The organism is Streptococcus pyogenes (genome assembly GCF_002055535.1).
GTDB classification, from domain to species: domain Bacteria; phylum Bacillota; class Bacilli; order Lactobacillales; family Streptococcaceae; genus Streptococcus; species Streptococcus pyogenes.
Genome location: NZ_LN831034.1, coordinates 202,457 through 226,663, shown reverse-complemented (window position 1 = coordinate 226,663; position 24,207 = coordinate 202,457). Strand labels below are relative to the sequence as shown.

24 protein-coding genes are annotated in these 24,207 nt (G+C 39.3%); 1 reads left to right on the top strand and 23 read right to left on the bottom strand.

The features are described 5' to 3' along the window. Positions 1 to 89: 89 nt before the first annotated feature. Positions 90 to 680 carry a ribonuclease M5 gene (gene rnmV / locus B6D67_RS01290; protein WP_011285382.1) on the bottom strand — a complete coding sequence of 197 codons (591 nt, stop codon included), beginning with the start codon at positions 678 to 680 and terminating at the stop codon, positions 90 to 92. Next, positions 652 to 1,443: a TatD family hydrolase gene (locus B6D67_RS01285; protein WP_015055911.1), complete on the bottom strand. Its 792-nt coding sequence runs from the start codon at positions 1,441 to 1,443 to the stop codon at positions 652 to 654. Before B6D67_RS01285 ends, rnmV begins: the two co-directional genes overlap by 29 nt. Before the next feature lie 284 nt (positions 1,444 to 1,727). Between B6D67_RS01285 and B6D67_RS01280 the strand changes: the two genes are divergently transcribed. Beyond that, positions 1,728 to 2,558 carry a MurR/RpiR family transcriptional regulator gene (locus B6D67_RS01280; protein WP_010921879.1) on the top strand — a complete coding sequence of 277 codons (831 nt, stop codon included), beginning with the start codon at positions 1,728 to 1,730 and terminating at the stop codon, positions 2,556 to 2,558. Between the two features lie 110 nt (positions 2,559 to 2,668). Here the strand turns inward: B6D67_RS01280 and B6D67_RS01275 are convergent, their stop codons facing one another. The 21 genes from B6D67_RS01275 to B6D67_RS01175 form a co-directional block, all read right to left on the bottom strand. Next, the gene (locus tag B6D67_RS01275; protein ID WP_010921878.1) at positions 2,669 to 3,607 is read right to left on the bottom strand and encodes an ROK family protein; all 939 of its coding nucleotides are present in this window, start codon (positions 3,605 to 3,607) and stop codon (positions 2,669 to 2,671) included. A gap of 21 nt (positions 3,608 to 3,628) precedes the next feature. Continuing rightward, positions 3,629 to 4,543 carry a dihydrodipicolinate synthase family protein gene (locus B6D67_RS01270; protein WP_010921877.1) on the bottom strand — a complete coding sequence of 305 codons (915 nt, stop codon included), beginning with the start codon at positions 4,541 to 4,543 and terminating at the stop codon, positions 3,629 to 3,631. Positions 4,544 to 4,554: 11 nt separating this feature from the next. Next, entirely contained in the window at positions 4,555 to 5,217 is a 663-nt protein-coding gene (locus B6D67_RS01265; RefSeq protein ID WP_010921876.1) for a DUF624 domain-containing protein, read from the bottom strand. 156 nt (positions 5,218 to 5,373) lie between these two features. Next, positions 5,374 to 6,204 (bottom strand): carbohydrate ABC transporter permease, encoded by an 831-nt coding sequence (locus B6D67_RS01260; RefSeq protein ID WP_009880516.1) that lies wholly within the window; start codon positions 6,202 to 6,204, stop codon positions 5,374 to 5,376. 12 nt (positions 6,205 to 6,216) lie between these two features. Beyond that, entirely contained in the window at positions 6,217 to 7,104 is an 888-nt protein-coding gene (locus tag B6D67_RS01255; RefSeq protein WP_003052879.1) for a carbohydrate ABC transporter permease, read from the bottom strand. Between the two features lie 102 nt (positions 7,105 to 7,206). Beyond that, positions 7,207 to 8,526, bottom strand: coding sequence for an ABC transporter substrate-binding protein (locus B6D67_RS01250; RefSeq protein WP_010921874.1), 1,320 nt, complete (start codon positions 8,524 to 8,526; stop codon positions 7,207 to 7,209). Between the two features lie 48 nt (positions 8,527 to 8,574). After that, the gene (locus B6D67_RS01245) at positions 8,575 to 9,279 is read right to left on the bottom strand and encodes an N-acetylmannosamine-6-phosphate 2-epimerase (RefSeq protein ID WP_010921873.1); all 705 of its coding nucleotides are present in this window, start codon (positions 9,277 to 9,279) and stop codon (positions 8,575 to 8,577) included. Positions 9,280 to 9,552: 273 nt separating this feature from the next. Further along, on the bottom strand, positions 9,553 to 9,687 hold the full coding sequence (gene rpmH / locus B6D67_RS01240; RefSeq protein ID WP_002885866.1) for a 50S ribosomal protein L34: 135 nt from the start codon (positions 9,685 to 9,687) through the stop codon (positions 9,553 to 9,555). 314 nt (positions 9,688 to 10,001) lie between these two features. After that, positions 10,002 to 10,916 carry an RNA-binding cell elongation regulator Jag/EloR gene (jag, locus tag B6D67_RS01235; protein WP_010921872.1) on the bottom strand — a complete coding sequence of 305 codons (915 nt, stop codon included), beginning with the start codon at positions 10,914 to 10,916 and terminating at the stop codon, positions 10,002 to 10,004. Between the two features lie 11 nt (positions 10,917 to 10,927). Beyond that, positions 10,928 to 11,755, bottom strand: a complete 828-nt coding sequence (locus B6D67_RS01230) for a YidC/Oxa1 family membrane protein insertase (RefSeq protein WP_010921871.1) — start codon at positions 11,753 to 11,755, stop codon at positions 10,928 to 10,930. Then, positions 11,721 to 12,080, bottom strand: a complete 360-nt coding sequence (gene rnpA / locus B6D67_RS01225) for a ribonuclease P protein component (RefSeq protein ID WP_002992035.1) — start codon at positions 12,078 to 12,080, stop codon at positions 11,721 to 11,723. The genes B6D67_RS01230 and rnpA overlap by 35 nt, the downstream gene beginning before the upstream one ends. A 539-nt stretch (positions 12,081 to 12,619) precedes the next feature. Further along, on the bottom strand, positions 12,620 to 13,360 hold the full coding sequence (locus tag B6D67_RS01220; RefSeq protein ID WP_002986100.1) for a response regulator transcription factor: 741 nt from the start codon (positions 13,358 to 13,360) through the stop codon (positions 12,620 to 12,622). A gap of 3 nt (positions 13,361 to 13,363) precedes the next feature. After that, positions 13,364 to 14,647 carry a sensor histidine kinase gene (locus B6D67_RS01215; protein WP_010921869.1) on the bottom strand — a complete coding sequence of 428 codons (1,284 nt, stop codon included), beginning with the start codon at positions 14,645 to 14,647 and terminating at the stop codon, positions 13,364 to 13,366. Beyond that, positions 14,644 to 15,990 carry a sensor histidine kinase gene (locus B6D67_RS01210; RefSeq protein ID WP_011285380.1) on the bottom strand — a complete coding sequence of 449 codons (1,347 nt, stop codon included), beginning with the start codon at positions 15,988 to 15,990 and terminating at the stop codon, positions 14,644 to 14,646. Before B6D67_RS01210 ends, B6D67_RS01215 begins: the two co-directional genes overlap by 4 nt. Before the next feature lie 394 nt (positions 15,991 to 16,384). Beyond that, entirely contained in the window at positions 16,385 to 17,830 is a 1,446-nt protein-coding gene (gene gltX / locus B6D67_RS01205; protein ID WP_002986105.1) for a glutamate--tRNA ligase, read from the bottom strand. 181 nt (positions 17,831 to 18,011) lie between these two features. Then, complete coding sequence (locus B6D67_RS01200) at positions 18,012 to 18,722, bottom strand: TIGR00266 family protein (protein WP_011017311.1); 711 nt, start codon at positions 18,720 to 18,722, stop codon at positions 18,012 to 18,014. 130 nt (positions 18,723 to 18,852) lie between these two features. After that, on the bottom strand, positions 18,853 to 19,350 hold the full coding sequence (locus B6D67_RS01195) for a beta-class carbonic anhydrase (RefSeq protein ID WP_029714234.1): 498 nt from the start codon (positions 19,348 to 19,350) through the stop codon (positions 18,853 to 18,855). 188 nt (positions 19,351 to 19,538) lie between these two features. Continuing rightward, positions 19,539 to 20,900 carry a DNA repair protein RadA gene (gene radA / locus B6D67_RS01190; protein WP_010921866.1) on the bottom strand — a complete coding sequence of 454 codons (1,362 nt, stop codon included), beginning with the start codon at positions 20,898 to 20,900 and terminating at the stop codon, positions 19,539 to 19,541. 80 nt (positions 20,901 to 20,980) lie between these two features. Then, positions 20,981 to 21,427: a dUTP diphosphatase gene (locus B6D67_RS01185; protein WP_002986111.1), complete on the bottom strand. Its 447-nt coding sequence runs from the start codon at positions 21,425 to 21,427 to the stop codon at positions 20,981 to 20,983. 109 nt (positions 21,428 to 21,536) lie between these two features. Continuing rightward, positions 21,537 to 22,304, bottom strand: a complete 768-nt coding sequence (locus B6D67_RS01180) for an epoxyqueuosine reductase QueH (protein ID WP_002986113.1) — start codon at positions 22,302 to 22,304, stop codon at positions 21,537 to 21,539. A 117-nt stretch (positions 22,305 to 22,421) separates the two neighbouring features. Beyond that, the gene (locus B6D67_RS01175; RefSeq protein WP_010921865.1) at positions 22,422 to 24,206 is read right to left on the bottom strand and encodes an ABC transporter ATP-binding protein; all 1,785 of its coding nucleotides are present in this window, start codon (positions 24,204 to 24,206) and stop codon (positions 22,422 to 22,424) included. Between the last annotated feature and the right edge of the window lies 1 nt (position 24,207).

Below are 24,207 nucleotides of genomic sequence, written 5' to 3'. Positions count from 1 at the left end.
TTTCTTTTTGGCATTTGAACCACTAGCCTAAACTTTTTTGCCAGGACACGCCATTCAGTTAATGGGGCTGTTATATTTTATTGTACTCTTTACTCCTCATATGTCTCCATCACTTCTTCCACTTCTGCTAGGGTAATGCCAAATAATTCGAGGCGCTTGAGCAGTTGTTTGCCGTTGGCATAACCGATGCGGAGCTTTTCACCCAAGTATTCCCTGCGTTTACGGCTATCTGACGCCATTAAAAGCCCTAGACGAATCAGGTCTGTTTGACGAATGTCAAAATAAGACTCATCATCATATTGCTGAGTGACATGAGCAAGTGCCTTTTGGAGATCCTCAAAATTGGCATGTTCAACCCCTAAGGAACGACCCTTACTCTTAGAACTCGGAACCGCCTCGTTTCGGTTTAAAAAGGCATGACGAGCTGTTGGCACAGCAGCCATAATGAGCTTACGAATGCGCTCACCATTATAATCTGGGTCTGTTAAAACGATAACACCACGCAAATCGTTTAGGCGATTGATTCGTTCTAAATCTTCTTCAGTGATAGCAGAGCCTCTAGTCTCATAGGTATCCACCTCGTAAAAACGGCGTAGGTTAGCCGTGTCGTCCTTGCCTTCTACAACAAGAACCTCTTGAATATTAATTTTTTCAGTCAAGCTTGAATACCCTCTTTGCATTAGCAGTCGTTGCTTTTGCAACTTCTTCCACAGTCATCCCCCGTAGCTCTGCGATTTTATCAACCACATAGCGGGTATAAGCTGTATGATTTTGTTTGCCACGTTTTGGAACTGGTGTAAGATAAGGGGCATCTGTTTCCACCAAAATCTTATCCAAAGGCAAGTGCTGCGCTGCCTCTTGAATATCAAGAGCCTTTTTGAAAGTGACCACACCTGAAAAGGAAATCATCATGCCAAGTTCAATGAAACGTTCAGCCATCTCTAATGACCCTGAGTAAGAATGCATGATGCCTCCACGAGGGCCAACACCAGCTGCTTTGATGACCTCATAGGTATCTTCCAAGGCATCGCGGGTGTGCACCACAAAAGGCAAATCATGGTCTTTTGCTAATTGCATTTGGCGCTTAAAAACCTCTATTTGCACCTCTTTGGGGTCCTCCATCCAATAATAGTCTAAGCCAATTTCACCTAAGGCAATCACTTTGGAATGTGATAATTGAGAGACGATAGCCTCCTCAACAGCCTCTGAATAAGAACCTGCTTCTGTTGGATGCCACCCAATAGTTGCATAAATATTGGCATATTTATTGGCTAGAGTTAGTGCCCCACTAATAGTGGCCTGGTCAAAGCCAACCACATTATGGTAGGCCACGCCCATTTCTTGAGCCAAAGTCAATTCTTCAGTTTCGTGTCCTTGAAATTCTGCTACATTCAGGTGCGTATGGGTATCAAAAATAGTTAGTTTTTCTACTTTATTTGTCATGATGTTATTATAACATAAAGATCTTAACCACATCAGAAAACTTGGTGAGAACTTCTGCCGTTTAGGTTGATCGTAAAACCCTTTGCTAGCTGACACTTGTCTATTTTCTACTTTTTTGACAAATGACCTTTAATAGTCGGCTCCTACATAAGCCCTCAAAAATACTACAACCTACTCAAATAAAGTGGGTTGAACAAATCTGTATCACAAAAAGGGTCGCTACCTTCTGTTAGCGATCTATGCTATACTAGTAGGTAGTTAAACTGTAAGGAGTGTGCTTTGCTATGCCTAAAAACCACCGCCTAATTACCAAAATCGAAGCATCATTGGAACATATGACCAGTTTAGAAAAAGGGATTGCTCATTTTTTTATTACAACCGATCTGACACCTCAAGAGTTGACCGCATCCGAGATAGTTAAGCGACTACACATCTCTCAAGCCGCCTTGACTCGATTTGCAAAAAAATGTGGTTTTACTGGTTATCGTGCTTTTGCCTTTGATTACCTTCACAGTCTTCAAGAATCACAAGAGACTTTCCAATCTATTCACTTAGAATTGACAAAGCGCGTGCTGATGGACTACGACGCTCTTATTAATAAAACCTATGAGCTCGTTAATGAGGAAAAATTACTGAACTTAGCCAAGCTGATCGATTCTTCTGAGCGAGTCTATTTCTTTGGCAAAGGATCTTCTGGACTAGTAGCAAGAGAAATGAAGCTACGCTTTATGCGACTTGGTTTAATCTGTGATGCTTATTCAGACACTGATGGTTTTACTTGGGCAAATAGCCTCGTCAATGAAAATTGCCTTGTTTTTGGTTTTTCTTTATCTGGCAAAACAAACTCTGTCATCACAGCACTTCATCAAGCTAGTCAGCGAGGAGCCAAAACTGTCCTCTTAACAACAGATAATCAAACCGAATTTGACGACTCCTTAGATATTATTCCCGTATCATCAACTCACCAACTACATTATGGGAATCGTGTGTCACCACAATTTCCTCTTCTTATTATGATGGACATTATTTATGCTTACGTTTTAGCGATTGACAAACCGCACAAAGAAAAAATCTTCAAAAACACTATTATTGACAAAGAAAATAACGACCTTTAGACTACAATAGCAAAAAGGGCGTTGTTTTCTTTTTAAAGGGTCGTCATTCACCTCCCCCAGTATACTTAAACAAGAACTCTTCACGTCATATAGACTCACAGCCACTAAGATTAGCTACTCGCTAAATTATTTTCGATTTTCTCAAGAGTTATAAATGAACAAGATCGCTCATTCTTTTGTTTAAAATGGTAGTAAGCTCCTAATATACCAGCATTATTTCCATGACTAGCAAACTTCAGCTGAGTTTTCTTGGCAAGACTAGAAACCAAGTAGCTATCAAGAGCTGTCTTTAATTTATCAGCTAAATAGTCTTTTTGCGCCATGATACCGCCACCAAGCACCACCACATTTGGGTTAACAACGTAGCAGATATTAGCAATACCTTGTCCTAAGTAATCCACCTGCTTACTAATGGCTGCTATACAAATCGCATCACCCGCTTTAGCCTGCTCAAAAATACGACGACCATCCCATTGGCTAATGTCATCGCCATAAGCTAAGACCACCTCTTGAACAAGAGCTGTGGTAGATGCCAGATCCTGAAACTGACCATCTGACAAATGAAGGTAACCAACTTCGCAAGCTGAATGACTACTACCATGAAAAACTTGGGAATTAAACAATAAACAGCCACCGATTCCCGTCCCAATTGTCAAGCAAAGAGCCACAGGATAATCCTTGGCACTACCAGAAATAGCTTCGGCCAGACCAGCACAGTTAACATCGTTTTCCACTTCACACGGTAACCCGAAAGTCTCTTCAATCTCTTTTTTAAACTGAGTTCCAGCATAGTTAGGAATCTGAGGGCCGGCATAAAAGATTTCTCCCTCATCAGGATTAACCATTCCTGCAGAAGAAATGGCCACTCCAGCCAGATCCATTTGGTCTTGATAGGTCTTTACCAAGCCCTTGACCTTTTCCAAAATAGAGGGACCACCTTTATAAGCCTCAGTGGCCATTTCCTCTTTTTCCAACAGGTCTCCTGTTTCAGAAATCAAGCCATACTTGATAGCAGTACCACCAATATCAATTGCTAAATAATGCTTCATTTGTTATCCCCTCGCATCTTATCAAAAGGTTTCCTTAGCCTGATTAATCAGAGCAGCAGCCCGTTGGCAAATAACCCTATCTTCCTCGACCAACTCAGCTAAAGGTGATCGAACAGAACCAATATCAAGACCCTCATTAATACGAAGTACTTCTTTAATAACCCCATACATATTGCCGTGAGCAGAAACAAGGACACCGATAATCTCATTAATAGTATATTGAAGGGCCTTGGCCTTTTCTAAATCCTTGTCAGCAATAAGTTGGTTCAGCCTTAAAAATAATTCTGGCATAGCCCCGTAGGTACCACCAATGCCTGCAGCAGCACCCATCAAGCGCCCTCCTAGAAATTGTTCATCTGGGCCATTAAAAACAATATGATCGTCCCCACCAATCGCACAGAAGGTTTGAATATCCTGCACTGGCATAGATGAATTTTTAACGCCAATCACGCGCTTATTAGCCAACATAGTCTTATAAAGGCTTGGCGTCAAGGCAACCCCTGCCAGTTGAGGAATATTATAGATGATAAAATCTGTGTGAGGAGCAGCCGAAGAAATAGCATTCCAATAATCAGCAACCGCATATTCTGGTAACCGGAAATAAATAGGCGGAATAGCTGCAATGGCATCCACGCCCAAACGTTCTGAATGAGCTGCCAATTCAATACTATCTTTAGTGTTGTTGCAGGCAACGTGATTAATAATCGTCAGCTTGCCCTTAGCGACTGCCATGACATTTTCTAACACCAATTGACGGTCAAAAACGCTCTGGTAAATACACTCTCCAGAAGAGCCATTAATGTAAAGCCCCTGAACCCCTTTGTCAATATAGTACTGGGTCAAGGCACGCACACGCTCAGGGCTGATATTCCCCTGGTCATCGTAACAAGCGTAAAAGGCAGGAATAATGCCTTGGTATTTCGTAAGATCTGTCATAGTAATGTCCTTTATTCAATGTCATTATTAAGTGGGAATCGCCTAAGAAGAGATTCCATGATAATCAAGTAGAGATAAGTTAGACTACTGATGCCGATGATAGCTAGCAAAGACACGCCTCCAAATAACGTTAACAGAGACAATTGTAGGCTAAATATCGTGAGACAAATAAAAGCCAAGAAAGCAAAACTCCATGGAAAAAAGAGTCCTGCTAATAAAAAGCTTCGCTTAAACAGCGTAGATAGGGAAAGGTCTCTTTTGACGGCCTGAGGATAAGCGTACAAAAAGAGTATAACCACCAAAAATAAAACAGCAACGCAAAGTACTTTAAACCCTTGAAAAACTAGGCCTGATTGGTTTCGAATTAAGAAAAGATCTAAGAGACAAATAGTCATTATCCCAAGCTCAATAAGGCCAAGGCGTAGCCCACTTTTAAAGTAATATTTAAAATGAGAGCTATAAGTAGTAACAAGCTGACTAACTTGACCTTCTCGCCAATCCAACAAACTCGCATACAAAGCCATTTTAGCAACCCCAATCGTTAGAAGGGGAAGGCAGGACAAGACAAATAAGAGATTAAACACGAGCAAATCAAACAGTGCTGCGCTAGCCCTCATCCATTTACTATCAAGCTTGAAGAGAGAGTGTAAAAGTCCCTGTTTTTTCGATGTCAAATCACAACTTCCTTTCTAGAAATACGCTTACAAACAAAAGCTAACTCTCCTCTTAAACGTTTAACACATGACTTGCTTCCCATCTGATTTATCTATGTATGCACCTAAATTAATAAGCAACCTATAGATTAAGCTTAGCGACACGCTTTATTTAGTCTAACCTTTCACAGCACCCATAGTAATGCCTTGGGTAAATGATTTTTGGAAGACAAGAAAGACTGTTACAATAGGCACTGCAGCCATGGCAGCCCCTGCCATAATCAAGCCATAATTAGTAGCCATTTCAGCTTGCATAGTGGCAACCCCAAGTGAAATCGTTAAATTTTCTCGAGAGGTTAACATCACTAACTGCATAAAATAATCATTCCAAGTATTGATAAAGGTAAAAATCGCTAGCGCTGCAAAGCCTGGTTTGACAATAGGGAAAGCCACATTGAAAAAGGTACGAATTTCGCCACATCCATCAATCTTGGCGGATTCCAATAACTCGGTTGGAATATTTTCTGAGAACTGTTTCATAAGGAAAACACCAAATGGCCAGCCCACAAGAGGCAAAATAACAGCCGCCAAAGTGTCATGGATTCCCATAAAATTAACAATCCGCACAAGAGGCACTAGAACAACCTGTTTTGGCAAGGCCATAGCAGCAATAAAAATCGAAAACAAAAGCCGCTGTCCATAAAACCGCTTTTTGGCCAAAGCATAGCCAGCCAACGAGGAGGTTCCACAAACCAAGAACATGGTCGCCACCGAAATAAAGACACTATTCCACAACCATTTTAAGGCTGGATTTTGCACTACCAAGGCCTTAAAATTTTCAATAGTAGGCGCCTTTGGCCACCATTGCGGTGGAATCATAATGGTATCGGCTTGAGCCTTAAATGCTCCTGTCATAATCCAATAAAATGGAAAAATAAACAAAATGGTCAAAACACATAGCATCACAGTGGTTAAGATATCTGATGCGGTTAGTTTCTTTTTCGTCATCTTAATATCCTCCTAATATTCCACATCATTACCTAAAATTTTAAATTGAGCAAAGCTGATGATTGCAATCATGACTGCCAAGAATACACCCATTGTGTTGGCATAGCCGTATTCAGAGAGCTTAAAGGCCTTTTCATACAAATAGTACATGAGGGTACTGGTTGAATAATTTGGCCCTCCAGACGTCAAAAGTTGAATCAAAGCAAAACATTGGAAGGAATTAATGGTTGTTATGACAGCAATATATAAGGTTGTTGGCAGCAGACTTGGCCACTTGATATTCCAAAACACCTGAAATTCTGTGGCGCCGTCCACACGCGCAGCTTCTACCAAAGAGTTATCAATATTTCCCATAGCAGCAATATATAGAATAATAGGCTGCCCAACAGATGTGGTTAATAAAATAACAATAATAGCCAACAAAGCCCAGTGCTTATCTCCCAGCCAACTAATATTTTGTTCAATCACATGAGCATATTTTAAGACATAATTCAAAATCCCTGACATTGGATCATAGATCCATTTCCAAACCACCGTCACCGCAACACTTCCGGTAACAACAGGCAGAAAGAAAACTGCCCGGTAAAACGAACGCGCCACTACATTTTTGTCGTAGGTTTTAGCCGCCACAAAGAGGGAAAAGAAAACTACAACAGGTACCGAACCAATAACAATAATCAAGGTGTTAATAAGAGACTTCATGAAAATGGGATCTTGAAACATCCTAGCATAATTAGCAAAACCAACAAAGGTAAACTCTGTCATGGAATAATTGAAAAAGCTCGTCACAAAGCCCATAATCATCGGTATCAAGACAAAAATCACAAAGAAAACCAAGACCGGAGCTAAGAAAGCGTATGAGATGAGCGTCTCTCTCATTTTTAATTTATTGACGTTCACTTGAAATACCTCTTTTTTCTGTTCAACTTTTCTAAAAAGAAAAGCTTCTTTCCAGTGACCATTTGACATGTGCATTGAAAAGAAGCCACTTGTTAGGAACACTTATTGTGTTTTTTTGATTGTCTTGTTTGCTTTTTCAGTGAAGGCTTTCAAAGCATCTTCTGGCTTTTCATCACCATTAGAGACGGCTTGAACCATTGGGAACCAAAGAGTTCTCATTTCAGCAAACCCATCAATCGTGTTATAGTATGGTGAGTAGAATTTTGTCCATTCAGCAATTTTTTCCATTCGTTTGTCTTTGTAAAGATCCCCATAAGAAGTTCTTACAGGGAAAGCACCTGTACGAACAACATTTTTAGGTCCCCATTCTTTATCATCAGCGATAAATTGGATAAATGTCTTAGAGGCAGCGACTTTTTGTTCATCTTTGTTATTAAAGACCGCAAAACCATTTACGAGGTATTCTAGTTCTGGTTTGCCATCATCTGATGGGAATGGGATTTCAAGGTAATCCACTTTACTAGCTTCTAACAATTTAGCTTGGATGCCTGGTTGTGCAGGCGCCCAAAGAATGGTAAAGGAAGTTTGGCCATTCGCAAAGTTTTGAATATCAGCTGAACCATCGTACTGAGAGCCATTCATCATTAAACCATCTTTAATCCAATTGGAAATCTTGGTCATGGCTTTAATAGAGTTAGCATCATCTGTGGTGTATTTGGTTACTTTGTCATCGGTAATATGACTACTATAAAGGTTAGCAAAGAAGGCACGTGGTCCTTGGTCACCACCTTGACCATTAGCAAAGAAAGAACCTGGGTTATATCCTTTGTCCTTCAATGCTTTCAAGACTTTTTCAAAATCATCTGTTGTCCAACCCTCTTTCACAAGATCAAGGACGCCAGCATCTTTGAGCATTTTTTTATTCAACGCCATGTAGAATGGAGCAGAGCTGATAGGATACATGTAAGCTGTATCTCCTGCTTTTGAGGCTTGAATCAATTTGTCATTGTTAACATCTTTGGTAAACTCTTCTGTGAACAAGTCATTCAAGTCAGCCAATTTCCCATTTTTACCATATTGAATGATACGACCTGGAGCATCAAAGAGGACATCAGGAGCTGTTCCAGCTTCAATAGCAGTTGTGATTTTCTCAGGACCAGATGTAAAATCAATGGTTTCCAATTTTACCTTGATTTCTGGATTAGCTTTCTCAAAGGCAGCAATCAATTTCTTCTCATAGGTTCCCACACCATCTTCAGCTTTTTCTTGCGTGAAGACCGGGAAAGCCCACCATGTGATTTCTGTCTTAGCAGTATCAGATTTACTTGCACCAGCCTCTTTCTGGCTCTTTCCGCCACAAGCTGCTAGTCCTAAAACAGATGCACCAAGCATCGCTAATGAAGCTAACTTCTTCATGTTCATCGTAAAATCTCCTTTTTTTGATGTGTGTTTCTAGTTTGACAACCACTATTAGGATTTGAGCGCTTCGATAAAACGCTCTGCAATTTCCTTAGGCCTTGTGATGGCCCCTCCAACAACAATACCTGCCACACCTAAGTCATTAATTTTCTTGGCTTCTTCTGGGGAATGAATCTTTCCTTCGGCAATGACAGCAATGCCTGCTTTGCAAAGAGCTTCTATCAATGCCACATCAGGACCTGCTTCCTGACGGCTATACGGGGTGTAGCCTGACAAGGTGGTTCCAACAAAATCAATGCCAGCCTGATGGGCCACTAGTCCTTCATCAAAGGTACTAATATCTGCCATCAAAAGCTGATTGGGGTACTTTTCCTTAACTTGTCGAATAAAGCTAGCAATATCCAAGCCATCATGTCGGTCACGCTTGGTACAATCCATAGCAATCACTGCAATATTTAAGGCAGCTAATTGATCCACTTCGGTCATCGTTGCCGTAATAAAAGGCTCTTGCGGCGGGTAATCTTTTTTGATGATACCGATAATTGGTAGGTCTGTTATGGCTTGAATTTCTTTAATGTCTCTAACCGAATTAGCTCTGATGCCGACAGCACCAGCTTCTTGAGCAGCTTTTGCCATCAGTGGCATAATACCCCCAGTCTCTGAATAGAGAGGCTCACCTGGCAAAGCCTGACAAGAAACGATAATCCCACCCTTTAACTGCTCCATGAGCTTTTCTTTGGTTGGTTTATCAGGCATAGTTTCTACTCCTTGTGTTTCTTAGTTTTAATAAAAATAACGTTCACAAAGTTATTATAACAAAAAATAAAGCGCTTTCAATAGCAATGAGACTTTTAGAATCTACTTTCATTTTTTATATTATTTTCTATTATTTGGAATGCTCTTTCATACAACAAATAAAAAGGTAAGGAGTTGACACCATACTTATACATTGCAAATTTCCGATTAGAAAACGTTAAAAAACCAAGAGCCTCGAGCACTCTTGGTTTACTTTAGTTGTATTTTTTGCAATTAAGCTGATAATACTTTACGTCCTTTACGACGACGTGCAGCAAGCACGCGACGTCCGTTTTTAGTTGACATACGGTGACGGAATCCGTGTTTACGTTGACGACGGATTTTACTTGGTTGATAAGTACGTTTCACAGTGAATACCTCCTCATAGATTTTGTATTCGTTTAGCCGGCTATTTGTGATATCAGTTACTAAACATACTATAATATTCTATCTTAAAGAGGGTCTACTGTCAAGATTTATTTTCGTTTTTCAACAGTTTCTCTCTCATTTAAGAGGCCGCTCATTTCATAAAGTGTCTCTTCTTTGACACTGTTCCTTTGCCTTACCGTTGAAACCTTATCAATAGCAACAATAATCAATGAGATCAGTAAAACAAACGGTTAAGCTGGCCATACAAAAAATCTTCGATAGCTAAACTAACTACCAAAGATTCTTTTTAGGATCTAACGTTGAAGACTGACTACCACATAGCGGTTAGGGTCATTGCCTTCAGAATAACTATCAACCCCTTCAATGGATGAAACGGTTTTATGAACGATTTTACGCTCACTGTTACTCATGGGATCCATGGTGTAATCTTGACCAGATTCCAAAACGCGTTTGGCAACTTTTTGCGTAAAGTCAATCAAGGTTTCTGTTCGATGTTCCACATAATCATGGACATTCAAGGATACTGAAAAATTTTTTGAATAGCGGTCGTGCAAGAAATTTTGAGCTAACAACTGCAAGGATTTCAAGACCTTACCATGGTAACCAATCACACGTCCCGCCTCTGGCGTTTCAATCTGCAAATTGATTTGGCGACGATTGTTGCTGGTTTCAACGGTAGCTTCGATATCCATTTCATAGATAATTTTAGTCACATAATCGGACACTTCCTGAGCAGCTTTTTCAATATCTTTGCTGAAACCATCATTACCAGCATCTTGGGGCACTTCTGATTCTTCGACTGGGATTGACGGTTGTTGTGCTTTTGTTTCAGTGACTGTCTCAGCAAGATTAGAAGGGGTTTGCGCTGGACTATCTTCAGACATGAGAGGAACCACTTTGGTATCTTCTGCTTCTAACCTTTGAGTGGCTTTTATTTCTTCAGGTTCTACATCAGCAGAATTGACCGCGGGAGTATTTTGACGATTAATATCCTCTGGAACACCTCGAGTGGCTTTTTTATCAGCCTTATAAACCGTCTTGTCGCTGATACCTTCGATATCAACTTGGGCTGGCTTTTTACCAAACCCGAGGAAACCTTTTTTCTCTTTTGAAATGACTTTGATATGCGCTTTAAGGCGTGATAACCCTAACTCTTGAAGTCCTGTTTCGATAGCTTCTTCGACTGTTTTTCCTGTAAATAATACCATAACCTAAACTCCTATTTTCTCTTCATTGCTTTTTTACGAGCACGACGTTCACGAAGACGGCGTTCTTTTTCTTCATTGGCAAGACGTTGTCTTTCCGCAATAATCTTAAAAGGATTGTTTAATAACAGTAGTTGTACCACTTGAAAGGCATTGGAGACCGTCCAATAGAGCACTACTCCACTAGCCAAGTTAAAGCCCATGAAAAAGATCATTAGCGGCATCACATAAATCATAACAGTCATCATGACATTTTTTTCTTTAGCCGCTAGATTGGTCAACCAAGTGGACAAGAAAGTGAAGACAGCTGCCAAAACTGGTAAAAGGTACAAATGATCATGTTGTGCCAATTCCACCCACAAGAAAGTCCCTGTTTTTAAGAAAGATACCCGTGTCAAGGCTTGGAATAAGGCAATCATAACTGGCATCTGAATTAAGAGGGGTAAGAGACTAGCATAAGGGTTAACCCCATATTTTTTGTAAAGGGCTTGACTTTCTTCAGCCAACTTCATCCGCGTTTGTGTGTCTTTACCAGCGTATTTCCTTTGCAATTCTCTAAGCTCAGGTTGGATGTCTTGCATCTTCTGGCTTGATTTGATTTGCATGTTAAACAAAGGCATGAGCATGAGACGGATAGTAAGGGTAAAAAGAATAATGCCAACACCAATTGAACCATCAAAGGAAAGCCATTGAATTGCTCTGGCAAATAAGTAAACCAACTGGTCCCAACCACTAGATGATTGTGCCGTTACCTCACCACGACCACAGGCCACTAATAATAGAACTAAGGGGACTATTCTTGCAATTTTAATGTTTTTCTTCACTCTCAAAACCTTTCTCAAGCAATTGTGCTAACTTTAAAACATGATGTAAATTTTGTTGAAGCTCTTGATACTCCAAAGACTCGACACCCTTACGGGCAATCACCACGAAATCCTCTGACTTCAGCTGATGCCCTAATGCCATGATAACATGACGTATCTTTCGTTTGACTGCATTTCTGGTGACTGCATTTCCTATTTTTTTACCGACAGAAATACCCACACGGAAGTGGTCTTGGCCTCTATTTAAATGATAAATGACAAATTTTCGATTTGCTGTACTTTTTCCATCCTTAAATATGGCTTGGAAATCTTTCTCACGCTTGACACGATAGGTCTTCTTCAAAATTTAACTCCAATATCTAAATTATTACCATTATACCACATCCCCTAAAAAATTAAAAAGCCCTAACCCTTTCAGATTAAGCCTCTTTCTGTACTATTTCTAGTTTTTGTGCTTCAACTGCCTCTTGTCACTCCATCTTTTCGTAGTATAGTTCTTCTTTCGACAAAGGAATAACCTTCAGAAAACAACCATAAAAAGTCAGAATCCACAAGACGTCAGCTACTTATCCCTGTATTTACCTATCAAAAAACCCGGCAAGCCGGGCTTTAATACTGATTTTACAATCAGCTAATGTGATATCCAAACAAAGACAACTGACATCGTCATTTTGTCTGCCGAGCCATCATATCAAAAATACTATTTGTTTATGGAGAGAGAGAAAACAATATTTTGATTGAATTGGGGATTGATTGCTCGATAAACTCATGACTTCGTAAATCTTTATTTACACTAATTATTATAGCGAAAAATGTTTCAATAAGAGCATCATTTCCTGAAATGTTGCTTTTTCGTCCTAAAATGTTATTGCTCTCTTAACTTTAGCGAAGAGCCTCCCACCGTTCAAACAGACATTTCATTTTTAATCGTGATACCATACAAGAATCACCATTTTCGAAATAAAGGAGCTGCTTACTCTTATCAATTCGAACAACCTTATCTAGATTCACAAGGTAGGATCTATGGCACAAAAAAAGTTTCGGTGCTACTGCTTGAATCTCAGATAGATTACCATAAAACTCTAATCTTTCTGTCTGAGTCCATAAACAAACTTTGTGAGGAGTTGTGGCTGTAGCAAAGTATAAAATATCCTTATAGGGCAATTTTAATCTTGTCTGTGGAGTCTCAAATAAAAACATGTCCTTTGACTCACGACTAGACATCATATCGTAAGTATATCGGATACATTCTTCGATTTGTTCTTTAAACTGTTTTTGACCACCTGCTTTATCAATAAAATCTAGAGCGGATACCTTATATTTAAAAGAAATAGGAGCAAATTCTGAATGAGTGGTGACAAACACAATAACGGCATTAGGATCTTTTTGTCGAATAGCTGCAGCTAATTCAAGCCCACAACGAGTATATTCACCAATTTCAATATCTAAAAAATACAGCTGATGGTCTCCTCTTTCTTGGATACTCTCAAATAATTTTTGAGGAGTCGAGAACACTTCAAGCTGATTACATGGTATTCTAGTCTCTTTTAAGATGCCTACTACGATAGATTCTATGCGTGTCTGCTGGATAAAATCATCCTCAAGAATAAAAATGTTCATCATACTTTATCTCATTTCTAACAATTGTCTTAATCGATAATGGTCACTTTTAGTCGAAAGCGTTATTTGGGGGTAACTATCTAAAACAGTCAAAAAGTGGGCTGAGTTCTGCTGCTGAGCATCAAAGCGTTTGGCTATATCCACACGATTGGTTTTTGTGCTATTTTCAATAATAAATAATTGCTTGTTATCTTGTTTAAAGTATGCAATAGATAAAAAAGGACGTCTACTGCCTTTGGCTGTCTCAATAGCATTGTCCACTAGTCCAGTAAAAAGTACAATTAAGTCGATTAACTTAATAGGTAAATGATCGATAACATCTGGAATCTCAATATAAAGTTCAATACCCAAATACTGAGCTTCAAGCAATTTGGAATTCATGATACTGCGAATCACAGCCTCTTTGATATTGTCTAAAGAAGATATTTCATAATTTGTGCGCATCATAGAAGTTGCCGATTGCTGAATAACCGTGTCATAAACTCTAGTAATCAGATCTATATCACCACTATCGATACTATCTTTTAGACTAATTAAAATATTTTCAGAATCATGTTTAACTGTTCTGATTTCTCGGTAAAGTTGCTCAATCGATTGATTGTAATTTTCAAGATACGCAATACGTTCATTTTGTGCTTGTGTTAATTTTTGTGACAGCTGATCTTTAGCAAATCGATCTAATTTCACAATAACCCAAATAAAAATAGCTAAATAAATAAATACTAAAATAGACCGGTACTGGAAATATAGTGCAAGAAATCCGCTTTGCACAGTTACCAAAAAATGGGCGAAAAAGTAGTAAGAAAACATGGCAGTATTCATCCAAAATACCCACTTTTTCATCTTATCTTCACTGATAAACCTTATTAAGCTTAAGTCAATACTGAAAATGTAGCTAAACAGATAAAATATTGGTAATACAAAAAGATAACATAACTCTAAAAGCTTAAGGTTATTATTAATTTGACCAATGCTAAATCCTAAGACAGCTGGTAAAAAGAAAGATCCGATGACGCGAAACAGTAATTCGACAATCAAGATAGTAAAGAAACCATTAAACATATGCTCAAATAATTTCTTTTTCGGAGCACTTAACAAACTAACAATAATAAAGAACAGTTGGTCAATCAAAATGACTTTGTCAAATATCATATTAGCAATTACAAAACTAATGCCTATAATGCTAACCCGTTTCCAGCTTAGTTTAATAGCAGAAACCTTTGCAAAAATGACCCAGCTGTTAATAAAGATGGTAGCATAGAATAAAGCCATACTGTATATAACCATCATCTATCCACCTCCTCCTTTGGCATGGTCAAGGTTTGGCTAAATTCCTTATCAAAACTTTTAGTCCGCAAGGATAAATAAGGATACTTTTTGAGAATACGCTGCGCATTAGAAAGGCCGATACCACGTTCTGAACCTTTTGAAGAATAGCCTTCTTCAAAGATCTTGTTAATGTCTACCTTTTTTTTAGTCGTATTTGTCACAACAAACATCTGATAGTCACCTAACAAAAAGTAAGCAATTGACATATGAGGTTGTTGTGCTTCAAGAGCTGCCTCAATGGCGTTATCACAAAAAATAGACATCAACAATAGTAAGTCCAACTCAGGAATGTAAGTCTCTTTTATATTATCTGGCACTTCCACATTCAAATCAATACCTGATTTTTCCGCACTGATAATTTTAGCTGACAATAAGCTCTTAATCGATGAGATATTAATTTTCCTAAGCTTCGAGATATTATAGTGTTTATCATCCCAGTAGTCGTTAGCTTCATGAACCGTTTGGGCATAAATATCTTGAATCTGAGTAATGGATTCACTCTTAATGGCTTGACCTAAACGCTCTATACGGCTCAGGTAATCACTTTGAAAAGCTCTTACATCTCGATAGAGTTTCTCAAGATGTTTCCCATAAATCTCTAAGTTAGTCATATAAGCTTGTTGTTCTCTTCTCAACTCATTTTTAAGGTATTCTTTAGAACTATGATTAAAATAAGATAGAAGATAAACTAAAAGAAGTATAAACATCAAAAACAATAACTTATAAGGTGTGGGAACAAAAAGAGAATGATGAAAATGTAAAAAGGGGTCCGTAAATCCTAAAATGACAAAAATGTCCACATAATAAACCAAAACAAAAATCAGCAATGTTTGATAGAAATTATGCGATCGTTTCGAATATCCGGATTGGCATATCATCTTGTAATCTTTTCCAATCATATAATTAATAATAGCAAAACTTGGAAAAATCAGCAGATAAGCAAGCAAGTCAAAGATAATATGACCCAGATAAATACCACTCGACAAAAAAAGATAGGGGATAACGATTGTACCCATAAATCGAGATAGCAAATCCACCAAAACACTAGGTGCAACAGCCAAAAAAAGAGCTTTCAAAGAAAATAATTGCTTGGTTTCTTGCCTTAAAACAACTAAAAATAATAGAGGATCAATTAGCAATGGCGACAAATACGGGAACTGATTGAAAAATAGGGCTAAAGCCAAAATCGTTAGTTGTTTCCAAACTGGTAATGTGATATCAGATAGAAAGGAAAAAATATAAATTTTTGTCATATAATAGACAATAATTGATAATAATAAAAACATATATTCGCTATTAGCCATTTTTTTCTCCTTTCCAACTTTATTATTTTAGCATATTTTATGACAATGATTACAATATTATTTGATTACAATTGATTAGCTAAGTGAGTACTAAACTAGTCTCTTTCAGTATATACCAAAAAAATATTGTACACTAATTGATTCATAAAAACCATTTCTTTAAATCACACTAATCAAAACCTCACCGTTTGCTGTCATTATCACGTAAGCATCTCACCACCTCTCTTTCAAATCCAATCTCCAAAATAGAAATAAACTATACTATTTTTTACTTTACCAAGGTAGCAAGCTCAGATAACGATAAAAAAGACTGAAGAACTTAATCTTCAATCTTTCGTTGTCGTGACTTTTTAACTCCTTAAAGCGTTTAAAAATAAAGGTGAACGATACAGCCTTATAGCATGTTTTTGATGTGCTCAATGGATTTATCACGTCCCAATAAATAAATCGTATTTGGTAATTCTGGGCCATGCATTTCACCAGATACTGCAATACGAATAGGCATAAAGAGGTTTTTCCCTTTGATTCCTGTTTCTTTTTGAACAGCCTTAATTTGTGGGAAAATATTTTCTGGTTTGAAGTCTTCATCTGACATAGCTTCCAACTTAGCCTTGAAAGCTTGCAAGACTGTCGAAACTGTTTCACCTGCCATCACTTCTTTTTCGGCTTCTGTTAATTCAGGGAAATCAGAAAAGAAAAGGTCAGTCAATGGAATAATCTCATCTGCAGATTTTAATTGAGGTTTGTATAATTCTACTAGCTTCTCAGCTTTTTCTGTCAAACGGCCTGCCTCTTCAAGGAATGGTTTGCAGAGGGCATAAACTGTTTCAAAATCCGCATGTTTAAGATACTCATTGCTCATCCAATCCATTTTCTTCTGGTCAAAGGCAGCTGGCGACTTGCTAAGGCGATTTTCATCAAAAAGGGCAATCAGTTGCTCACGAGAGAAGATTTCCTCTTCTCCGCCAGGATTCCAGCCAAGAAGGGCGATGAAGTTAAAGACAGCTTCAGGCATATAACCTTTTTTGCGGTAATCTTCAATGAATTGGAGGGTATTGGTGTCGCGTTTTGATAATTTTTTACCCGTTTCAGAATTGATGATAAGAGTCATATGACCAAACTCTGGCGCTTCCCAGCCAAGAGCTTCATAGACCATCAATTGTTTTGGCGTATTGGCAATATGGTCATCGCCACGGATAACGTGAGAAATTTGCATATCATGATCATCAACAACAACGGCAAAGTTATAAGTTGGATAGCCATCTTTCTTTTGAATAACCCAGTCACCACCGATGTTACCACCTTCAAACTCGATATCGCCTTTAACCATGTCAGTCCATTTGTAAATACCGGACTCATTAACAGCAAGACGGACTGTTGGAACGATACCTGCTGCTTCACGCTCAGCAATGTACTTAGCTTTTTCGTCAGCTGACATACCAATAAATTCATTGATATAGCGAGGCGTTTCGCCAGCTGCTTCTTGGCGTTCACGCTCTGCTGCCAATTCTTCCTCAGTCACGTAAGACTTGTAGGCTTTTCCTTCAGCTAACAATTGATCAATATATTGTTGATAAAGTGCTAGACGTTCAGACTGGCGGTAATTTTCATGCGTTTCTGGGCTTTCATCCCAATCCATTCCTAACCATTTTAGGTTTTCAAGTTGAGAACGTTCACCATCTTCAACATGACGTTTACGGTCAGTATCTTCAATACGAATGATAAAAGTACCTCCGTGACGACGGGCATAAAGGTAATTAAATAGGGCTGTGCGGGCATTCCCGATATGTAAAAGCCCTGTTGGACTTGGTGCATAACGCACACGAATTGGTTTAGACATGCTTCTTCTCCTGTTACATATATCACTCAGAAACCTGTGGCACGAAAAACAAGCAACAAATGATGATTTGAGCTTGCCAAGACCTTTTCAGACTTCTTCTAAAATCTTTCTTATTATAGCATATTTTACTTGCTTAGGCGAAAAAAATCAGCCCTAAAAAGCTGATTTTATGTTATTTTGACTAATTTGAACTAGTTGGTAGATAACGTTTAAGAGTCCCAGCAAATTGCTCAAGGTTAAGACTTTGGATATAAATCTCACCATGACCTCTAAAGGTATTAACAACTCCTTCACCTGTACCAATTGACTGCATAAAGCCATTTTCTAAATGAATATCATAATCAAGTTCTCTGCTCCATGCTACAACATGGGCATTATCAATAGTCATTGTGCCACCATCAAGTGTGATTTTCTTGATAGATCCAAACGAGTTAGCAAGTAAGGTACCAAGGCCTTCAGTTGTCATGACAAAAAGTCCGCCTTGACCACCAAAAAGTGCTTTTCCAATATTTTGACGTTCCATTTTGTACTGTGCTGAACCATCTAGGGCTAGAAAGGCACCATCATTTAGACGATATTGTTTTTCACCTAGTTCTAAAGCAACAATCTGTCCTGGTGTATTGGGTGCTAATGCTAATTTACCATCTCCATTTGACATAGCTTGTGTAATGAACATTGATTCACCAGAAACCATGGAACGGCCGATGGCTCCAACTAATTTTCCTAAACCAGATCCCTTACCATTCAATTTGGTATTCAAGGTTACATTCTCAGTATGATAAACCATACTTCCTTGTTGTAAGTAAACTGATCCCCCATGTTCCAGATCAATCTCAACTAGTGGAAATTGCATGTTTTGATCAATCGTAAATCTCATTCTATTGTCGACCATCTTACTCTCCTTGTTTGTATGAATAACTTGATACAATTATTATAACGCTTCCCTATTTCTTTGTCTAATATTTTCAATAATTTTTAAAAATAAAAAAGAGCTGAATTCAGCTCTACAACTTGGCTACTAACTATTCCATTACTTGTGTCATCTTTCCAGTATCCACATCGTAGACGACACCGTTAATAACGACATCATCAGAGATAAGAGAGGAGGCTCTTATCTTAGCCATATCCTCGCGGACACTGTCTTCCACATCTTGGAAGGGAAGGAAATCTTGCCCTGAAACATCCACACCTAAGTGCTCATGAATATGCTTGGCAAAGCCTTCATTAGTAAAAGTCTGCGCGCCACAATCTGTATGGTGGAGAACCACAATCTCTCTCGTTCCCATTTGCTGCTGAGAAATAACCAGCGACCGAATCATGTCTTCGGTGACACGTCCGCCAGCATTCCTTAAAATATGAGCATCTCCTAGAGCCAGCCCCAGAGCTTGGGCCACATGTAGCCGTGAATCCATACAAGTCACAATCGCTACTTTAGTCTTGGGTTTTAAGGGCAAATGAGCTGTCCCATGCAAGGCCACATAAGCCTGATTGGCAGCCATAAAATGTTCAAAATAAGACATCAATAAACTCCTTTTGAGAAACAGCAGAGCTATTTTTGCTGTTAGTTTGTCTTATCTTAACATCTTTTATGGAAAATAGCTGGATTAACCTCTTAGACGGTCGGTATCGTTCGAAAAGTTAAAAAAACAAATGATTGGGATACTTTCTTGACAAATTTCCTCCTCATTTGCTCTTAGTTTCTGATCCTCTAGCTAAAAACTGCATTTAAAACCTGACCAACCGTAGTCACTCCGACAACCTCAATACCTTGAGGGATATCAATGCCTTGCAAGGCATTTTTAGGAGCATAGACCTTGGTAAAGCCAAGCTTTGCTGCTTCATTAATCCGTTGCTCAATACGGGTCACTCGCCGAATCTCACCTGTTAACCCGATCTCGCCTAAGAAAGCTTCTTGAGGGCTGGTTGGTTTTTCCTTATAACTGGATGCGATAGCCACAGCGACTGCCAAATCAATGGCAGGTTCGTCTAGTTTGACACCACCAGCCGACTTGAGGTAGGCATCTTGATTTTGTAAGAGTAAACCACAGCGCTTTTCTAAAACTGCCATTATTAGGCTTACGCGATTGAAATCAAGTCCCGTAGTGGTTCGTCTGGCATTGCCAAAAACGGTTGGTGTCACTAAAGATTGCACCTCTGCTAAGATAGGACGACTTCCTTCCATCGTTACAACGACAGCCGATCCTGTTGCCCCATCTAAGCGTTCCTCTAAAAAGACTTGACTAGGATTTAAGACCTCTACCAAGCCGCCAGACTGCATTTCAAAAATGCCAATCTCGTTAGTGGAGCCAAAGCGGTTTTTCACAGCCCGCAGAATGCGAAAGGTGTGATGCCTTTCCCCTTCAAAGTAGAGAACGGTATCCACCATATGTTCTAACATACGAGGCCCAGCCAAGGTTCCTTCCTTGGTGACATGACCCACAATAAAGGTTGCAATGTTGTTCGTCTTTGCAAGCTGCATCAATTCTGCAGTGACTTCTCTCACCTGACTGACTGATCCTTGAACACCTGTAATATCAGGGCTCATGATGGTCTGAATGGAGTCAATAATTAAAAAATCTGGTTTAATATTTTCAATTTCTGTGCGAATAGCTTGCATATTGGTTTCGGCATAGAGGTAAAATTCATTGTCAATATCACCCAGACGCTCACTCCGCAGTTTAATCTGCTCTGCTGATTCTTCCCCAGACACATAGAGAACCGTTCCCTTATTAGCGAGCTGCGTGGATACCTGCAAGAGTAAGGTGGATTTTCCAATACCTGGATCACCACCAATTAAAATCAAGCTTCCAGGAACCACACCCCCTCCAAGAACTCTATTAAATTCAGACATGTCAGTCTGTGTTCTGTGATAACTAATATTATCCACATCTTTTAGTTTAACCGGTCTGGACTTTTCTCCAGCTAGACTAACACGGGCATTTTTGACTTCTTTGACCTCTACTTCTTCCACAAAAGAAGACCAGGCCGAGCAATTTGGACAGCGCCCTAAATACTTTGGCGACTGGTAGCCACACTCCTGACAGATAAAGGTTGCTTTTTTCTTTGCCATAGTAATCTCCCTCCCCTATACAAGACAAACCCACTCTTAAAGAATAGGTCTGCTGTCATAAGCATTTTTGTTAAATCGCTTTACTGCCCTGTCGAACCAAAACCACCTGTTCGTTCACCTCTGGCTTGGTCACCATCAGCAATTAAAAAAGGCATAAAAACACCCTGAACGATCCTCTCACCCACAGCTAATGTCACAGGGTGATCTGTAATGTTTTGCATTTGTGCAAAAATATGTCCTTCATTAGCCTCATTACCATAATAATCTGCATCAATCACACCTACTGAATTAATCAGGATAATCCCTTTTTTTCGTGGATTTGACGAACGATCATAGAGGTAAAGCACCTCGCCATCTTGCATATAGGCCTTAACCCCTGTTGGTACCAACTTAATCTCCCCTGGGGCAATGGTTACAGCCTCAGCAACAGACAGGTCATAACCAGCTGCATGAGTCGTCTCACGTTTTGGTAGTAAATCAGGATTAGTAAAGCTTGAAACAAGCTCGAAACCACGAATTTTTGTCATTATGATAGGTATATCCTTTCAAGTCAATCATATCCTCTTATTATAGACTATTCGTAAAAGAATAGCAAAAAAGCGGTCAACTTTAAACGGACCACTTTTAATCATGCCATCACATCTCATCCCCACGATAACTAAAGCGGATGTGGGTGAAATCATTATCCAAATCCTTGTCTGCCATAAAAGCTTTGGCATCTTTTTTCACTTGAACCAAGTCAATACCTTGCATTTTGGCAGCATAGACACAGCCACAATAGCATTGGCGGTAAATATCATACTCCTCACACATTTCAACGGATCTGCGATAACCGTTGTTTTTCTTGAAATCACTTGGCAGGTATTTGGTGGTGTAAACCTTTTGCACATCGATGCCCACATCATTAATGGTTTGCGAATTTTTATGAGGACTGATGGTTAGGGCACTGGCAAAGTAGTCAAAACCAAGTTCCACTGCTTTTTGAGCGGTCTTGTCTAGTCGGTAATCAAAACAGACACGGCAACGGTCCCCACCTTCTGGTTCCTCTTCTAAGCCTCGCACTTGTCGAACGTACTCATTGGGGACATAGTCCGCTTCGAGAAACTGAACAGTATTGCCTGTTTTAGCGTTGAACTCGGAGACAAACTGTTGTGTCACATAAGCTCTGCGATGGTATTCGTCCTTAGGGTGAATATTAGAATTGGCAAAGTAAACCGTAATGTCAGCAAACTGCGTCAGGTATTCTAGGGTGTAAGTGGAGCATGGGGCGCAGCAGACATGCATTAAAATACTGGGGCGCACGGATTCCTTCTCCCAAACCTTGGCCATCTGTTGCATGACCCTGTCATAATTTATCTTTTGATTGGGATTCATGTTAGCGAGAATCTCTTGTAAATCAATCATTGTGGCTACTTTCTAATTGTTTTTTCTCTTGCTTGCTATTATACCATATCAGAAAAGAAAGCTTGACTGCTTTATTGTTCACCAAAAAACTCCGCTAAGACGCGGAGCTGATGCCATCTATTCAAAGACAAATTGATTGTGATACAATTCGGCATAAAAGCCTTTTTGATGCAATAGCTCATGATGATTTCCTTGCTCAATGACCTTGCCATCTTTCAACACAATAATGTGATCGGCATTTAAAATGGTTTTGAGGCGGTGAGCAATGACAAAGCTAGTTCGACCTGCCACGATAGCTTCCATGGCCCGTTGAATTTTACTTTCGGTAACCGTATCAACATTTGAAGTGGCCTCATCCAAAATCAACACTTCAGGGTCAGTCAGTAGCGTCCTAGCAATAGAAATCAACTGCTTTTGACCTGTTGAAAAGACATTGTCATCATCTGAGACATAGGTATTGTACCCTTTTGGTAAGGACATGATAAAGTCATGAATATGGGTCGCACGCGCAGCAGTTTCAACCATGTCTTGACTAATGGTCTGATCACCAAAACGAATATTATCCGTAATGGTTCCTGAAAAAAGAACTGACTCTTGCAACACAATCCCTACCTTTTGACGAAGACTATCCAAATCGTAGTCACGAATATCACGGCCATCAAAGGTAATCGAACCTGCATCCACATCGTAGAAACGGTTAATCAAGTTCATAATAGTGGTCTTTCCAGAACCTGTCGGTCCAACCACGGCAATCATTTTGCCCTTGGGTGCAACGATTGACACATCTGATAAAACTTTTTGCCCAGGAAGATACCCAAAATCGACGTGGTTAATCGCCACTGCTTCTTTTAAGCTGGTGAACGCTGGTGCATTTTGTGGACGAACTTCTTCGGTTTCATCAAACATTTCTTGAATACGGTGAGCACCGGTAAAGGCCAGCTGCAATTCTCCCCAACTAGACGCGATTTGCATCATGGGTTGGTAATATTGCTGGGAATATTGTACAAAAGTAACCACTAAACCAAGCGCTGCCGCTGCTGGCATAGATTTGTCACTGAGGACAATTGTTGAACCGACAAAAATCACGATAGCCGTGTTAATAAGGCTCATTCCATTCATGACTGGAAATAATTGTCCTGAGAACAGACGGCGTTTGAAGGTGGCTTGTCGAACCCTTTCATTATGCTTTAAAAAGGCTGTCATCGTATCTTCTTGGACACCTTGTACAATAATAGCCTTTTGTCCTGAAATGGTTTCATCCATAAAAGCATTTAAAGCACTGACTTCTTGCTGTTGGATATTGGTGTATTTTCTTGCCAAACGGATGTTAATCACTAAAAAAATGAGAGCAACTGGGGTTGATGCGATGGTTAACAAAGCTAAACGGCTATCTTGCCTAAACATCATCCAGACCAGGCCGATGTAAAGGGCAATATTAGTCACCACTTGAATCAAGGATTGGTTCAGCGAGTTTTGAATATTATCCAAATCACTCGTGAAACGAGAAAGAATCTCCCCATCTTTATGGCGGTCAAAAAAGGCGACGGTTAAACGTTCTAATTTACCAAATAAGCCCTTGCGCATGCGGTTAGTCGAATGTGAGACAACACGTGTAAGTAAGAAACTATATATTAGATTAGCTAAAACAGTAAAGAAATAAGTCATCAAAAGCTTAAACATCACGGCATTAAAAGCTGATAAATCAGGGCTAAAATGTGTCTGGCCACTCATCTTAGCAACGTAATAAGCCTGACCGATTTTTCCCAACTCAGTCAAGGACTCTCCTAAGAAGACAGGAGCTTTTACTTGTAAATAAGTTGCTAAGATAACGGCAACAGCAATGACAGTAAATGAGAAACGATAGCGTTTAAAATAAAACCAGAAAAAACGTGCTGTTTTCATC